Here is a 13,959-nt window from a genome sequence, read left to right as displayed (position 1 = left end):
CGTCAGGCCGCCCGCGCCTGCATCGGGGCCGGCTGTGTCCTCGACGGCTGCCCCGGCCGCCGGATCGGAATGTCGAAGCCCACGGTCGTGCCCCGGCCCGGCTCGCTCTCGATGGTCAGCATGCCGCCGTGCAGTTCGATCAGCGACTTGGTCAGGGCCAGACCCAGGCCGGTGCCCTGGGTGGTCTTGGAGTGCTGGCCCTCGACCTGTTCGAACGGCCGCGCCAGCCGCTGCAGGTCCTCGGCGGCGATGCCGATGCCGGTGTCGGTGACCGCCACCCGCAGCCGGTCGTCGTCCTCGCGTGAGAGGGCCACGACGATGTGGCCGCCCACGGGCGTGAATTTCACCGCGTTCGAGATCAGGTTCAGCACCACCTGTTTCAGTCCGCGATAGTCGGCCTCGATCTCGGGCAGCTCCGGCGCGTCGACCACCAGGTTCAGCCCCGCCTCCTCGATCTTGCCGCGCATCAGCCGGGCGGCGTCGTCGACCACCTCCTTCAGCGACACGGTCTCATAGTGCAGCGTCAGCTTGCCGGCCTCGATCTTGGCCATGTCCAGCACGTCGTTGATCAGCGACAGCAGGTGCTGGCCCGACTTCAGGATGTCGGCGGCGTAGCCCTTGTATTTCGGATCGCCCAGCGGCCCGAACATCTCGCCGGCCATGATCTCCGAGAAGCCGTTGATGGCGTTCAGCGGTGTGCGGAGCTCGTGGCTCATATTGGCCAGGAATTCGGACTTGGCCTGGTTGGCCGCCTCCGCGCGGGTCATGGCGACTTCGTATTTGCGCGCCAGCAGCGACAGCTTCTCCTCGCGGTCTTCCAGCTCGGTGATGGTGACGTGCAGGCGTTCGGTGGCGCGCTGGCGTTCGGCTTCCTTCTGCTTGATGGCGGTGATGTCGGCCGCCGTCACGACCGAGCCGCCGTCCGAGGTGAAGCGCTCGATCAGCTGCAGCCAGCGCCCGTCATGCAGCTCGATCTCCCGCGCGCCGGCGCGGCCGCCCGCGGCCGGCTGGTCGGCCTTGATGGCGAGGGCGGCGATCTGGTTGAGATCCTGTTTGAACACGCCGCGCCGCAGGACACCGGGCTCGAAGGCAAAGGCGTCCTGGAAGGCCTGGTTCGAGAGGATCAGCCGGCCATTCTTGTCGAACAGGACGAAGGCGTCCGACACGCTTTCGATACCGTCGCGCAGCCGGCTTTCGGCGGCCTGGGCCTGGGCCTTGGCCCGACGGGCCTCGGTGGTGTCCAGCGCCACGCCCAGGACACTGGTGAAGCCTTCTTCGCCGCGGTCGCCGCGGGCCTGACCCCGGGCATCGATCCAGCGCGCCTTGCCCTGGGCATCAGCCACCGGGAAGGTGACGTCAAACGCGCCGAAGGTCTGGGCCTGTCGCAGGGCATGCTGCACGGCATCATGATAACGCGGATGGATCCGGGCCATGATCTCGTCGGACGGTATGGACCCGCTCCGGTCCAGCCCCATCAGCTCGGCCATATAGTCCGAGACGGTGACCTGTTCCGTCTCCGTATCCCATTCCCAGACGCCGCAGCGGGCGGCTTCGACCGCGCCGCGGAAACGCCGCTCGGACGCCGCCCAGGCCCGGCTGATGCCCTGTTGGCGGCCTTGCAGATGAAGGACGAGGGCAAGCGTGAACAGGCCGATGGCGATCGGCGGGCCGAGGACCCACAGGTCGCTCCAGCTGAACCCGCTGAGCGGACTCGCGGCCTCCGGACCTTGCAGGGATCGCGCGACCAGCAGGACATGCGCCGTGATCGCCAGGGCGAGCGCCAGTATGGCGATGCGAAGCCAGGCGGGCGGTCCCCGATCACGATCGGTTGTGCGCCGCCCCTCGCTCGTTACGCGGCGCTCCTCACCCCGCAAGGCGCTCTCCCCAAGGATTCGACGTTGAACAGCGAATCTAGGCTGCGTCGCGGATTCCTGTCGAGGCTTGGTTAGAAACCATCAACCTTTTATCGCGCTGCCGTGCTTCAGGCCGCCCGCGATTGCCGCGGTGCGGCGGCGGCTCCGTCCGGCGGGGACGACAATACGTCGGTGACCGACTTGAGCACGGTCCGCGCCTCGCGGGCCAGCATCAGCAGTTCAGGCGGCGCGTCGTCCGGCGCCTCATCGACCGAGGCGGTCAGACGCTCGGCCAGGGCCATCAGGCGCGGGGCGGCGGCGATCAGCCGGGCCTGGAACTCGATCTGATCCGGGTCGCGGTCGTATTCCGCGCCGGGCACCCGCCAGCCGCCCCAGTCCGCCTTGTCGGTTACCACCACCGGGTAGGTGCCGGGGAAGGGGTGGTGGGGACAGTCCTCAGCGGTCTGCCACTTGTTTCTCGCCCGCATCAACCGCCAGGTTTCGCCGGCGTTGGCGGCCGGATCGTCGCTGGGCAGCAGCAGCTCATGGCCGAGAAACTCGCGGCCCAGTCCGACGTCATAGGTGACGCGCACGGGTTCCTCGAAGCCCTTGGCCCAGACGGGCTGGACCTTCTCGATCTGGGCCCATGCGCCGACGCATTCGACCCAGACCTTCTGTCCCTTCTGGAACTGTGCACGCGCCATCGGATTCTCCGGTGTTCAGCGCAAGCCTGTCACGGCCGTGTGAACACCCGGTTTGGCGAAAGGGTGAAGCGGACCTTAACGCCCGCCTCCGGGTCAGTTGCGCGAGATGCCTTCCAGCGCCTCGCCGGCGTATTTCTCCTTCACCCGCGTGGACAGGTCGCCCAGGGACACCACCCCGACCAGCCGGTTGTCCTTGTCCAGCACCGGCAGGCGGCGGATCTGTTTGGTGCCCATGGCGTCCAGCACGCTCTTCAGATCGTCATCATCGCGGGCGCTGTGCGGGTCGCGCGAGATGTACTCGACCACGGGCGAGGTGCAGGCGGCGCCGCCGGCCACGGCGCGGACGGCGATGTCGCGGTCGGTGATCGTGCCGATCAGGGTGTCGCCGTCGGCCACCGGCATGAAGCCGAAATCGCCGGCCGCCATGCGTGCGGCGACTTCCTGAAGGCTGTCGCCGGGCCGGGCGACCTGGACGTCCTTGCTCATTACGTCGCGAACTTTCATGGCGGGTTCTCCGGTGGTTGGGGTTGCGACCAGAACCCCCGGACCTGTGCCCGGTTCCGCTTTCGCCCGGCCTCAGGGAAGGCTAAACGGCCCGGCACACGACGGAGAACGACGATGACGGCGGCGAACGAGGCGAAGGAAATTCTTCAAAGGCTGGGCGTGCCCGCGTCGGTCTGGAGCTCCGACGGCTTCGAGGCCCGCTCGCCCATCGACGGCTCGGTCGCCGGCCGCGTGGCCGAGACGCCTGACCTCGGCGCCGTCGCCGATCGCGCTGTGACCGCCTTCCATCAGTGGAAACGTCTGCCCGCGCCGCGCCGCGGCGAACTGGTCCGCCTGCTGGGCGAGGAGCTGCGCGCCTCGAAGGACGACCTCGCCCGCCTCGTCACCCTCGAAGCCGGCAAGATCGTCTCCGAGGGCCTCGGCGAGGTGCAGGAGATGATCGACATCTGCGACTTCGCCGTCGGCCTGTCGCGCCAGATCTACGGCCTCACCATCGCCTCCGAACGCCCCGGCCACCACATGCGCGAGACCTGGCAGCCGCTGGGCCCGGTGCTGGTCATTTCGGCCTTCAACTTCCCCGTCGCGGTCTGGGCCTGGAACGCCTGCCTTGCCCTCGTCTGCGGCGACCCGGTGATCTGGAAGCCGTCGGAAAAGACCCCCCTGACCGCCCTGGCCACCCACGCCATCCTCGACCGCGCCATCGCCCGTTTTGCGGACGCCCCGGAAGGCCTGTCCCAGCTGGTCATCGGCGGTCGCGAGGCCGGCGAGGCGCTGGCCGCCGACGCCCGCATCCCGCTCGTCTCCGCCACCGGCTCCACCCGCATGGGCCGGGCCGTGGCCCAGACCGTCGCCGCCCGCCTCGGCCGCAGCCTGCTGGAGCTCGGCGGCAACAACGCCATGATCGTGACGCCCAGCGCCGACCTCGACATGGCCGTCCGCGCCATCGCCTTCTCGGCCGTCGGCACCGCCGGCCAGCGCTGCACCACCCTGCGTCGCCTGCTGGTGCACGAGAGCATCGCCGACGCCCTCGTCGCCCGTCTGGCCGCCGCCTATCAAACCCTGCCCGTCGGCGACCCGCGCGGAGACGGCATCCTGATCGGCCCGCTGATCGACGAGGCTTCGGCGCACGGCTTCGACATGGCGCTGGCGCAGGCCGTTGAACAGGGCGGCCGGATCGTTGTCGGCGGCGACCGCGTCGACCGTGACGGCGTCTACGTCCGCCCCGCCATCGTCCGCATGCCGGCCCAGAGCGCGGTGGTGCAGCACGAGACCTTCGCCCCCATCCTCTATGTCCTGACCTGGTCGGACTTCGACGCAGCCGTCGCCATGCAGAACGCCGTGCCCCAGGGCCTGAGCTCCTGCGTCTTCACCGACAGCGTCCGCGAGGCCGAAGCCTTCCTCTCCGCCTGGGGCTCTGACTGCGGCATCGCCAACGTCAACATCGGCCCCTCGGGTGCCGAGATCGGCGGGGCCTTCGGCGGCGAGAAGGACACCGGCGGCGGCCGCGAGAGCGGCTCGGACGCCTGGAAGGCCTATATGCGTCGCCAGACCCAGACCGTGAACTTCAGCCGGGACCTGCCGCTGGCGCAGGGGGTGAAGTTCGACCTCTAGAGCACACCCCCTGCTATCGTCATTCCGGCGAAGGCCGGAACCCAGCGGCGCCGAAGGCGATCTTCTTGGGCAAACTGTCCGCGACAGCTTCGCGCTCTCGCGCGCCGCTGGGTTCCGGGTCTCCGCTACGCTTCGCCCGGAATGACGATAGCGGGTTAGAGCGCCCCCTTCAGCGCCTCCGCCAGGTCCCCCTTCCCGACGACCTCGACCTCCGCCAGCCCCAGCCATCCCGCCATCCGCCGCAGCTCGACCGCCAGCCGCGCGGCGGTTTCCGGCGTCGCATCCGGCTCGCGCCAGGCCGCCTGCACCAGCAGAACGCCCGCCTTGCGGTCGGACTTCAGATCGACCCGCGCCGTGATCGCCTCGTCCTCGAGGAAGGGCAGGACATAGTAGCCGTGCGCCCGCTTGTGGGCGGGGGTGTAGATCTCCAGCCGCACCTTGACTCCGAACAGCCGCTCGGTGCGGTCACGGGTCCAGATCAGATTGTCGAACGGCGACAGCAGGGCGGAGCCCGTCACCTTGCGCGGCGTCTTCGCGCCCGCCGCCAGATACGCCGGCTGCCGCCAGCCCTTGACCGCGACGGGCGTCAGCTCGCCGGCCTCGACCAGTTCCGCCACCCGCTCCCGCGCATCGGCCAGCGGCAGGCGGAAATAGTCGCGCAGGTCCGCCGCCGTTGCCACGCCCATGGCCCGCGCCGAGATAAGCACCAGCTCCCGCTGCGCTTCGGCCTCGGTCGGCGTCGGCAGGTCGACGATCCGCGCGGGCAGGGCGCGTTCGGTCAGGTCATAGACGCGCTCGAAACCGTTGCGCGTCTTCGTGGTGATCAGCCCGGCCCAGAACAGCCACTCCAGCGCCCGCTTGCCGTCCGACCAAGACCACCAGCCGGGCGCGCCGCGAGGTCCGGTCGCGAAGTCGCCGCCGGTCACCGGTCCGCGCCGTTCGATCTCGGCCAGCACCCCTTCGATATAGTCGGCCTTCTCGCGCCCGAAGCGGGACAGGCCGGTCCACATGGCCCCGTCCTTCGCCCGCTCCATCCGCCAGCGCAGCAGCGGCTGCAGCTCCAGCGGCAGCAACGAGGCCTCATGCCCCCAGTATTCGAACAGCCCCCGCCGCGTCCCCCAGGCCTCGGTCTCCAGCGCCTCGCGCGGATAGTCCCCCAGCCGCGAGAAGCCGGGCAGATAGTGGGTGCGGGTGACGACGTTGACGCTGTCGATCTGGATCACGCCCAGCCGCCGGGCGACGTCGCGAACATGGCTGCGGCCGGGGGCGGCGGGCTGCGCGCGCCCGAACCCTTGGGCGGCCAGGGCGATGCGGCGGGCGGTCTTCGGGGAGAGGGTGTCGGTCACGGGACAACAATGCCGCTTTCCCTCTCCCATTGGGAGAGGGCTTGAGCCTCCGGGAGCGAAGCGATCGGCAAGGCGAAAGGGTGTGGGTCGGCCGTCCCGGGGCGGCTTCGCCGCTTCAACCTGCCGACCCACATCCGGCCCTTCGGGCCACCTTCTCCCAAGGGGAGAAGGAAACTGATCTACGGCACCGCCCGCGCCGGCAACCCCTGGGCCGCCCGGACGATCTGCACGAACTCGGCCCGTTCACCGTAAGGGTCCTCGCCGCGCGCGCCCTGCGCCAGCTGCAGCACGGCGTCCCAGTCGAAGCCGTCGCCGAGCCAGGGGTCGCCGCGCAGCCGCTGGCCGAAGGCGGCCACGGCGATGGCCCAGCGGGTGCTTTCCGGCGGCTGCGCCCGCGCGGCACCCGGGTTGGGCGCATTCGCCAGCACCCGTTGCATCAGGCGCGAGTCCCGCTCGCCCGGCAGTTTGAAGCGGACCTGCACGAAGCCGACCTCGCCGTCCGGATCGCCGCCGCCGACGCCGAGGCTGTTGCGGTTCTCGGGATAGCGCCGCTCACCCATCTGGCTGGGGCCGCCGACCGGGGTGATCTCGTACAGCGCCGTCACCGAGGCACCGGATCCGACCTCGCCGGCGTCGACGCGGTCGTTGTTGAAATCGGCCTCGTTGAGCAGCCGGGTCTCATAGCCGATCAGCCGGTATTCGCTGACCCGCGCCGGGTTGAACTCGACCTGGATCTTGACGTCGTCGGCGATGGGGAAGGCCCCCCGGTCAAACGCCGGACCGAACAGCCGGCGCGCCTCGTTCAGGTCGTCGACATAGGCCGCCGTCCCGTTGCCGGCCTGGGCGATCGTCTGCATCCGCGCGTCCTGGTAGTTGCCGCGCCCGAAGCCATAGACCGACAGATAGATGCCGGTTTCCCGCCTGGCCTCGACATAGTCCTCGAGGCGCAGGTTGTCGGTGACGCCGACGTTGAAGTCGCCGTCCGTGAACATCAGGATCCGGTTGACCCGGTCGCGGGCGAAATTGGCCTGCGCCTGGTCATAGGCATTGGTCATGCCGGTCGCGCCGGCCGTGCCGCCCGAGGCGTACAGACTGGCCACGGCGCAGCGCAGCTTCAGCTTCTGGTCGCCCGGCGTCGGGGCCAGCCGCGTGCCCGCTCCCTCGGCGTAGAAGGTCACCGCCGCCGTGTCCTGCGGCCGCAGCCGGTCGATGATCAGGTTCATCGACTTCTGCGCCAGGGCCAGCTTGTCCGGGCTGCTCATCGAGCCGGATACGTCGACGAGGAAGGTCAGGTTCAGCGGCCGGCGCTCGGCTTCGGGCAGTTCATAGCCCTGCAGGGCGACATGGACGATCTGCCGCCCCGGTGCCCAGGGTGAGTCCGTCACCGCCGTAGTGATGGCGAACGGCTGGGTCGCCGAGGTCGGCCGGTCATAGCCATAGTCGAAATAGTTGATCAGCTCCTCGACCCGGACCGAGTCCGCCGGCGGGGCGCGGCCCTCGTCGATGAAGCGCCGGACATTTGAATAGCTGGCCGTGTCCACGTCGATCGAGAAGGTCGAGACCGGCTCGTCGGCGACGCGGCGCACCGGGTTGGGCGTGGCGTCGGGATAGCGTTCGGTGTCGACGGGGCGGGGCGGCGCGATGATCCCGGGCGGCGGCGCGTTGGGCGCGATGACGCCGCCGGAAATCACCGGCGACGCGGTGACCACTGACCCGCCGGGAACCCGGCTCCCGGTGACGACGACGTCGTTCATTTCCGCAGCGGCCGCGCCTGGCGGCGGGGGCGGAGGCGGCGGCGGGGGTGGCGGCGGCGCATACATCGGCACGCCGCCGCTGCGCGCGGCATAGGTCGTCGCGGCCCGGTCTTCCGGCAGGGTAAAGCCGAACACCTGACAGGCGGCGGGGGAGACGACGCCGTCCGACGGCTTGTCGGGATCGATCGGCCGGCCCTCCTGGGCCATCACCGGCAGGGGTGCCATCGGCGCGGCCAGGGCCAGGCTGACCAGCCCGACGAGGGTCTGTTTCAACGGACGTTTCGACATCGCGCGTCTCCCCTTGGTTGTGTGATCCCCATGAGGCCGCCCGGCCTCTGGCGAAACTGTGGCGCGCAGTTCTGACGAAGTCTGACGGCGGATCACGGGGCCCGGGGTGGCGCATCGACGCATCTCCCCCCACTATCCAGCGACGCCGCAGGGGACGCGAGATGCACGAGACGACCAGCATGGGACTGGGCCACGCGGTGGCGCTGCTGGCGGCCATGGTCGTCGCCGCCACCCTGTTCCGCCGCTTCGGCCTCGGCGCCGTGCTCGGCTATCTGGCCGCCGGCCTGCTGATCGGACCCTCCGCGCTCGGCGTGGTGCGTGACCCCCAGTCCGTGCTGCACGTCGCCGAGTTCGGCGTCGTCATGTTCCTGTTCATCATCGGCCTTGAGATGCGGCCCGCCCGGCTGTGGAGCCTGCGCAAGGAGATCTTCGGCCTCGGGGCCGTGCAGGTGATCGCCTGCGCCCTGCTGCTGACCGGCATCGCCATGGCGGCCGGGCTGGCTTGGTACGCCGCCCTGATCGCCGGCTTCGGCTTCGCCCTTTCGTCGACCGCCATCGTCATGCAGCTGCTGCAGGAGCGGAACGAGAACGTCGAACCCGGGGGGCAGCGCGTGGTCTCCATCCTGCTGTTCGAGGACCTGGCCATCGTGCCGCTGCTGGCGCTGGTGGCGGTGCTGGCGGGTGCCTACGGCTCCTCGGTCGAGACCGGCTATCCGATCTGGCTGACCATCGGCCTGGCCATCGCCGCCGTGGCCGGGGTCTATGTCGCCGGCCGCTGGATCGTGAACCCCTTCTTCCGCCTTCTGGCCCGCTACGGCGGCCGCGAGGTGATGACCATGGGCGCCCTGTTCGTTGTGCTGGGGGCGGCTTACGCGATGAACCTCGGTGGCCTGTCGATGGCCATGGGTGCCTTCCTCGCCGGCGTGCTGCTGTCGGAATCGACCTTCCGCCACCAGCTCGAGGCCGACGTCGAACCCTTCCGCGGTCTGCTGCTGGGCCTGTTCTTCCTCAGTGTCGGCATGTCGCTCGACCTGCGCGTGGTCATCGCCGACTGGGCCTGGGTGCTGGGCGGGCTGGCCGCCTTCATGTCCGCCAAGATGGTCGCGGTCTACGCCGTGGCCCGTATCCGCCAGAAGCACGGCGAGGGCCTTCTGCGCGCCGCCCTGATGGGCGAGGGCGGCGAGTTCGCCTTCGTCCTCTATTCCACCGCCTTCGCCGCCGGCCTGTTCGACGCCCGCACCGCCGCCATCCTCTCGGCCGTGGTCATCCTGTCCATGGCCCTGACCCCGCTCCGCGTCATGCTGGCCGACCGGCTGCGCCCGAACGAGGCCCTGTCGCCCGACGACGCCGAAGGCGTAGACCGCGCCGACAACCTGCGCGAACGCGTGCTGATCATTGGCTTCGGCCGCTTCGCCCAGGTCGTGTCCCAGCCCCTGCTGGCCCGAGATGTCGACGTCTCGATCATCGACATGGATGTCGAGATGATCCAGGCCGCCGGCAATTTCGGGTTCAAGGTCTTCTATGGCGATGGCTCGCGCCTGGATGTGTTGCGCGCTTCCGGAGCGGAGGGTGCCGAGACCATCCTCGTCTGCGTCGACAAGCCGGAGGTCGCCGACCGCATCGTCGAACTGGTCAAGGCCGAATTCCCCCTGACCAAGCTGTTCGTCCGCGCCTTCGACCGCGGCCACTCCATGCGTCTGGTCGAGGCCGGGGTGGAGTATCAGCTGCGCGAGACCTTCGAGAGCGCCCTGGTCTTCGGCCATCAGGTGCTGATCGACCTCGGCTTCTCCGACGAGGAGGCGCGCGAAACCATCGAGGACGTCCGCCGCCGCGACGAGGAGCGGTTCACCCTCCAGCTCTCCGGCGGGCTCCAGGCCGGACGCTCCCTGATGCGCGGCAACATCGCCACGCCCCAGCCCGCCCCCTACGTCAAACCCCGCCGCGAGGGCCAGGCGCTCAACGAGGAGGCAGCCGAGGTGCTGGAGGACGAGGACGAGCGCGAAAGGGCCGAGGCCTGACAGTCGCGTCCGCGCCCGCTTTGGTGTAGAGCCCGCGCCCGATGAACCGCCGTCTCTCGATCGCGCCCATGATGGACTGGACCGACCGGCACTGCCGGGCGTTCCATCGCGCCCTGACGGCCGAGGCCCTGCTCTATACCGAGATGGTGACCGCTCCGGCGGTGCTGCACGGCGACCAGCAGCGTTTGCTGGGCTTCGACGCCGTCGAACATCCCGTGGCCCTGCAGCTGGGCGGCTCGGACCCGGCCCAGCTGGCCGAGGCCGCGCGGATCGGCGAGGCCTTTGGCTATGACGAGATCAATCTGAACGTCGGCTGCCCCTCCGACCGGGTCCAGTCGGGCCGGTTCGGTGCCTGCCTGATGCGCGAGCCCGGACTGGTCGCCGACTGTATGGCCGCGATCAAGGAAGCGGTCTCCGTGCCCGCCACCGTCAAATGCCGCATCGGCGTCGACGACCAGGACCCGCAGGTCTCGCTGTTCGCCACCGTCGACGCCTGCGCTGCCGTCGGGATTGAGGACTTTATCGTCCACGCCCGCATGGCCTGGTTGAAGGGCCTGTCGCCGAAAGAGAACCGCGACGTGCCGCCCCTCGACTACGCGCTGGTGCGGCGTCTGAAGCGCGAGCGGCCCCATCTTTCGATCTCGATCAACGGCGGCATCACCTCGCTGGACGAGGCCGAGGCCCATCTCGACGTCAGCGACGGGGTGTCGCTGGACGGCGTCATGATGGGCCGGGCCGCCTATCATGAGCCGGCCATACTCGGTCAGGCCGACCGCCGCCTCTATGGGGCCGCGACGCCGGACGTGGACGCCTATGCGGCCATCGATCGCTACCGCCCCTATCTGGCCGCGCGGCTGGAGGAGGGCGTGCTTCTGCCGGCCATGACCCGGCACATGCTTGGCCTGATGCACGGCCGCCCCGGCGCCCGGGCTTTCCGCCGCATCCTGACGGTCGAGTCCATCCCGGCCGGCGCGGGTCTGGACGTGGTCGACCGGGCCGTGGACGCCGTCCGCGAGGCCGAGGCGCGGCTGGAACAGCGCGGCGAGGCGGCCTGATCCCGGCTTTCGCGCCCCTCTAGGCCGTCCCTGGCTCGCGCCGGTCGCGTATCCGCCATGCCAGCCGGAACACCACGACCGCGACCACGATCATCACAATCGGGATCAGGATCGGCACCAGGAAGGCCACGATCACGGTCAGGAAGGCCAGCACGTCCTCGACCAGGGAGACCAACGGATTGCCCAGCCCGCCCGTGGTCGCCGTCGATCCGACCCTCACCCCGGTCTGGGCCGCGTTGAAGGCCAGGGCCGCCGGGGCACCGACGATCAGGCCGGCGATGGCCGCCGTCGACGGGTCGACGTTCCAGAACACGCTGCCCGCCGCCACCGCGCCTGCGATCGGCCGGGTCACATAGCCGATGGCGTTCAGTCCGTGGTCGATGGCCGGCACCTTGTCGCCCGCGAACTCCGCCACGGTCGCCGTCGCCAGCGCCGCGATGGCCGGCCATGAGACCAGCCAGTCCATCTGGTCGATCAGCCGCACGCCGAACATTTCGAACTTCGCCGCCAGGGCCAGCATCAGCAGCGGCAGGAAGGTGCGCAGCCCGGTCGCCGAGGCCAGGCCGAGCCCCAGCAAGGCCGGCAGCACCCAGGTCTGCATCGGCCCCGCGGCGGCGCTGAGGGAGGACAGGTCGAGGTCGGGCATGGGGCGGCTCCGCGTCGTTCCTCACACAATGCGCGGGAACGGCTGTACGCTCCATCGGCTTTGCCCAGTCGCCGTCAGACGAGGCTAACGCGGCTTGGTCGGTCCCTTGCCGTCCGTCGCGGGCCAGATCTGGTCGGAGGCCTGTTCACAGGTGCGGATGAACCGATCCAGCTGCGCCCGGATGTTGACCAGCGGAACGCCGCCGGTCAGGTCGACCTCGCGGTGGAGGACCAGATCCTCCCCGTCCGCCATGTCCGCCACGAAGGCGAGGATCATCTCGCGCTCCAGCGCCAGCGCGCGGGTCGTGTCATCCACCTCGAACAGGGCGTTGAAGCCCAGCCGTTTGCACCGCTGGTTCGTGCCCTGCCCGTTGCAGTCCGTCCCGATGAGCAGCATGTGCAGCCAGCCGTCGAACGTCGCATAGATGTGCAGTTCGCCGTCGGCTCCCACCGTCACCTCGGTGACGGTACCATGCTCGGCGGTGATCAATTCCCGCGCTGATCGTTCGCCCCAGTCGACCCAGGCCTGCGCCTGGGCGACGCCTGGCACAGCCAGCAACACAATAGCCGCCGCAGCGGCCCTCAACAGACTGTACATGACGCAAACCCCCAGGGGGGCAGTCCACCACAACGCAAGGCTGAACGCCAGCACGGGCCTTTGGTCAGGTCTGGATGTCGTCAAACTCCGGATGCCGCTTCAGCCAGGCGACGGCGTAGCTGCAGCGCGGTGCCAGCGTCAGGCCCTCGGCCCGCGCATGCTCGGCGAGCGCCTGCATGAACCGGCCCGCCGCGCCCGTGCCGCGCAGGGCCGGGTCGGCCTCGACGTGCAGGATCACGCGTGTGTTCCCCTGCACCGCATAGTCTGCGAAGACGGTGCGCAACTGACCCTCGGGATCAGAGAACCCCTGTTCGAACCGCTGGTCGGTCATTACGTCGCGAAGATCGGTCATGGGAGGCCTCGGCCGTGTCGGATAGCGGACACCCAGCCAACTCGGCAGTCCGCGAACCTGTTCCCCGAAAACCGGTGAAAGTCGGCCTTTGTCAGCAATCCCGACGCACTCAGGGGGCCCGGTCGCCGAGCAGGTTGAACAGGCCGATGAGGCTCTTGATCGTGAACCAGACCGTCAGGAACAGCAGGCTGAGCCCCAGCAGCAAGGCGACAGGGATCAGGACCAGGCCCATGGCCGGTACGGCGAAGAAGGCGACGGTGCAGACCCCGATGCCGATCCACAGCAGGATGGTCCACCAGAACACGGACCAGAACAGGCCGATCTGGGCGTCGATATGGGCGCGTGACAGGCCATCCGAACCGCCGCGGCCCGCATAGGCGACGATCAGGCCGACGATGACCAGCAGGTTCGCGCTGGGCAGGGACAGGATGTACAGGCCCCAGGCGATCAGCGCCGCCGGCCGGCCTTCGGATTCATGGCCCGGTGCGAAGCGGGGTTCCGGCGGTCGGTCGGGCGTGGCGTCGGCCATGGGGTGTCTCCGTCAGATCCACCAGCCGCGCGGATCAGCGATTTCGCGGCCGGACTTCAGGGTCCAAACGCCTCTGGCCCCGCGAAGAACCATCCAGATCGCCAGACCGAACAGAATCGGCACGCCCAGCGCAAACGGCGCGGCCAGCAGGATCACCCCCGCCACCGCCGCCACCGCCGCGGCCCACAGGGTCCGGCGCTGATAGATGAAGTGTGACGCCGAGAGATCGTCCTCCGGCCCGGGCCGTCCGGTGACGGCGAACAGGCCGATCGCGGCCGACACGCCCATGGTCGGCACGGCGAACAGGATCAGGGCGTAGACGGCGTACAGGCCCAGACCGCCGCCCGGCAGGGCGGCCCCCTCGTCGCGTCGGTGCCGGCGGGTCGTGAACTCGCGCGAGGTTGCGAAGACCGAACCGGCCTCGACCGGCGCCGACTCCGGCGGGAGGGGCTCGTCCTCGACCAGGTCTTCCTCAGGCTCCGGTTCCGGCTCGGGTTCGGGCTCAGGTTCCGGCACGGGTTCCGGTTCAGGCTCAACGCGCAGACGGCCCAGCAGCGACGCCGGGGTGGCGAAACCGATCAGGTCGTCGTCATGGTCGTTCCCATGGTCATCCAGGGGGGCGTCCGTGGGGGGAAGATCGCCGGGTTCGGCCATCGGATATCCTTCAGTCCGGTCCAAGTAATGACCGCGCCTCGCGTCCGG

At 69.6% G+C, this 13,959-nt stretch carries 13 protein-coding genes; 3 read left to right on the top strand and 10 right to left on the bottom strand.

Annotated elements, in window-relative coordinates:
• Positions 1–2 precede the first annotated feature (2 nt).
• The 3 genes from KB221_13700 to KB221_13690 all read right to left on the bottom strand — a co-directional run bounded on the left by KB221_13700 (position 3) and on the right by KB221_13690 (position 3,061).
• Positions 3–1,874, bottom strand: coding sequence for an ATP-binding protein (locus tag KB221_13700; GenBank protein WIY69119.1), 1,872 nt, complete (start codon positions 1,872–1,874; stop codon positions 3–5).
• Positions 1,875–1,981: 107 nt separating this feature from the next.
• The gene (locus KB221_13695) at positions 1,982–2,557 is read right to left on the bottom strand and encodes a hypothetical protein (GenBank protein WIY69118.1); all 576 of its coding nucleotides are present in this window, start codon (positions 2,555–2,557) and stop codon (positions 1,982–1,984) included.
• A gap of 93 nt (positions 2,558–2,650) precedes the next feature.
• A complete protein-coding gene (locus tag KB221_13690; protein ID WIY69117.1) occupies positions 2,651–3,061 on the bottom strand; it encodes a CBS domain-containing protein in 411 nt (136 codons plus the stop codon).
• A gap of 114 nt (positions 3,062–3,175) precedes the next feature.
• Here KB221_13690 and KB221_13685 point away from each other — a divergent pair, with 114 nt between their 5' ends.
• Positions 3,176–4,672 (top strand): aldehyde dehydrogenase family protein, encoded by a 1,497-nt coding sequence (locus KB221_13685; protein ID WIY69116.1) that lies wholly within the window; start codon positions 3,176–3,178, stop codon positions 4,670–4,672.
• A gap of 155 nt (positions 4,673–4,827) precedes the next feature.
• Here the strand turns inward: KB221_13685 and KB221_13680 are convergent, their stop codons facing one another.
• Complete coding sequence (locus KB221_13680) at positions 4,828–6,018, bottom strand: winged helix-turn-helix domain-containing protein (protein WIY69115.1); 1,191 nt, start codon at positions 6,016–6,018, stop codon at positions 4,828–4,830.
• 179 nt (positions 6,019–6,197) lie between these two features.
• Positions 6,198–8,060, bottom strand: a complete 1,863-nt coding sequence (locus tag KB221_13675) for a von Willebrand factor type A domain-containing protein (GenBank protein ID WIY69114.1) — start codon at positions 8,058–8,060, stop codon at positions 6,198–6,200.
• A gap of 161 nt (positions 8,061–8,221) precedes the next feature.
• On the opposite strand from KB221_13675, the gene KB221_13670 reads away from it, so the two are divergent.
• Positions 8,222–10,078, top strand: a complete 1,857-nt coding sequence (locus KB221_13670; protein ID WIY69113.1) for a monovalent cation:proton antiporter-2 (CPA2) family protein — start codon at positions 8,222–8,224, stop codon at positions 10,076–10,078.
• 68 nt (positions 10,079–10,146) lie between these two features.
• Positions 10,147–11,133, top strand: coding sequence for a tRNA dihydrouridine(20/20a) synthase DusA (gene dusA, locus KB221_13665; protein WIY70933.1), 987 nt, complete (start codon positions 10,147–10,149; stop codon positions 11,131–11,133).
• Between the two features lie 19 nt (positions 11,134–11,152).
• Here dusA and KB221_13660 read toward each other — a convergent pair whose 3' ends face one another.
• From KB221_13660 to KB221_13640, 5 genes are all read right to left on the bottom strand, one after another.
• Positions 11,153–11,779, bottom strand: coding sequence for a DUF4126 domain-containing protein (locus tag KB221_13660; protein WIY69112.1), 627 nt, complete (start codon positions 11,777–11,779; stop codon positions 11,153–11,155).
• Positions 11,780–11,863: 84 nt separating this feature from the next.
• Positions 11,864–12,376, bottom strand: a complete 513-nt coding sequence (locus KB221_13655; protein ID WIY69111.1) for a hypothetical protein — start codon at positions 12,374–12,376, stop codon at positions 11,864–11,866.
• 64 nt (positions 12,377–12,440) lie between these two features.
• Complete coding sequence (locus KB221_13650; GenBank protein WIY69110.1) at positions 12,441–12,728, bottom strand: GNAT family N-acetyltransferase; 288 nt, start codon at positions 12,726–12,728, stop codon at positions 12,441–12,443.
• A gap of 109 nt (positions 12,729–12,837) precedes the next feature.
• Entirely contained in the window at positions 12,838–13,257 is a 420-nt protein-coding gene (locus tag KB221_13645; GenBank protein WIY69109.1) for a hypothetical protein, read from the bottom strand.
• A 12-nt stretch (positions 13,258–13,269) separates the two neighbouring features.
• Positions 13,270–13,911 carry a hypothetical protein gene (locus KB221_13640; GenBank protein ID WIY69108.1) on the bottom strand — a complete coding sequence of 214 codons (642 nt, stop codon included), beginning with the start codon at positions 13,909–13,911 and terminating at the stop codon, positions 13,270–13,272.
• Positions 13,912–13,959: the final 48 nt, after the last annotated feature.

The sequence above is a fragment of the Aquidulcibacter paucihalophilus genome, from assembly GCA_030285985.1.
Lineage (GTDB): Bacteria > Pseudomonadota > Alphaproteobacteria > Caulobacterales > Caulobacteraceae > Brevundimonas.
This window is presented reverse-complemented; position numbering and strand designations above follow the sequence as displayed.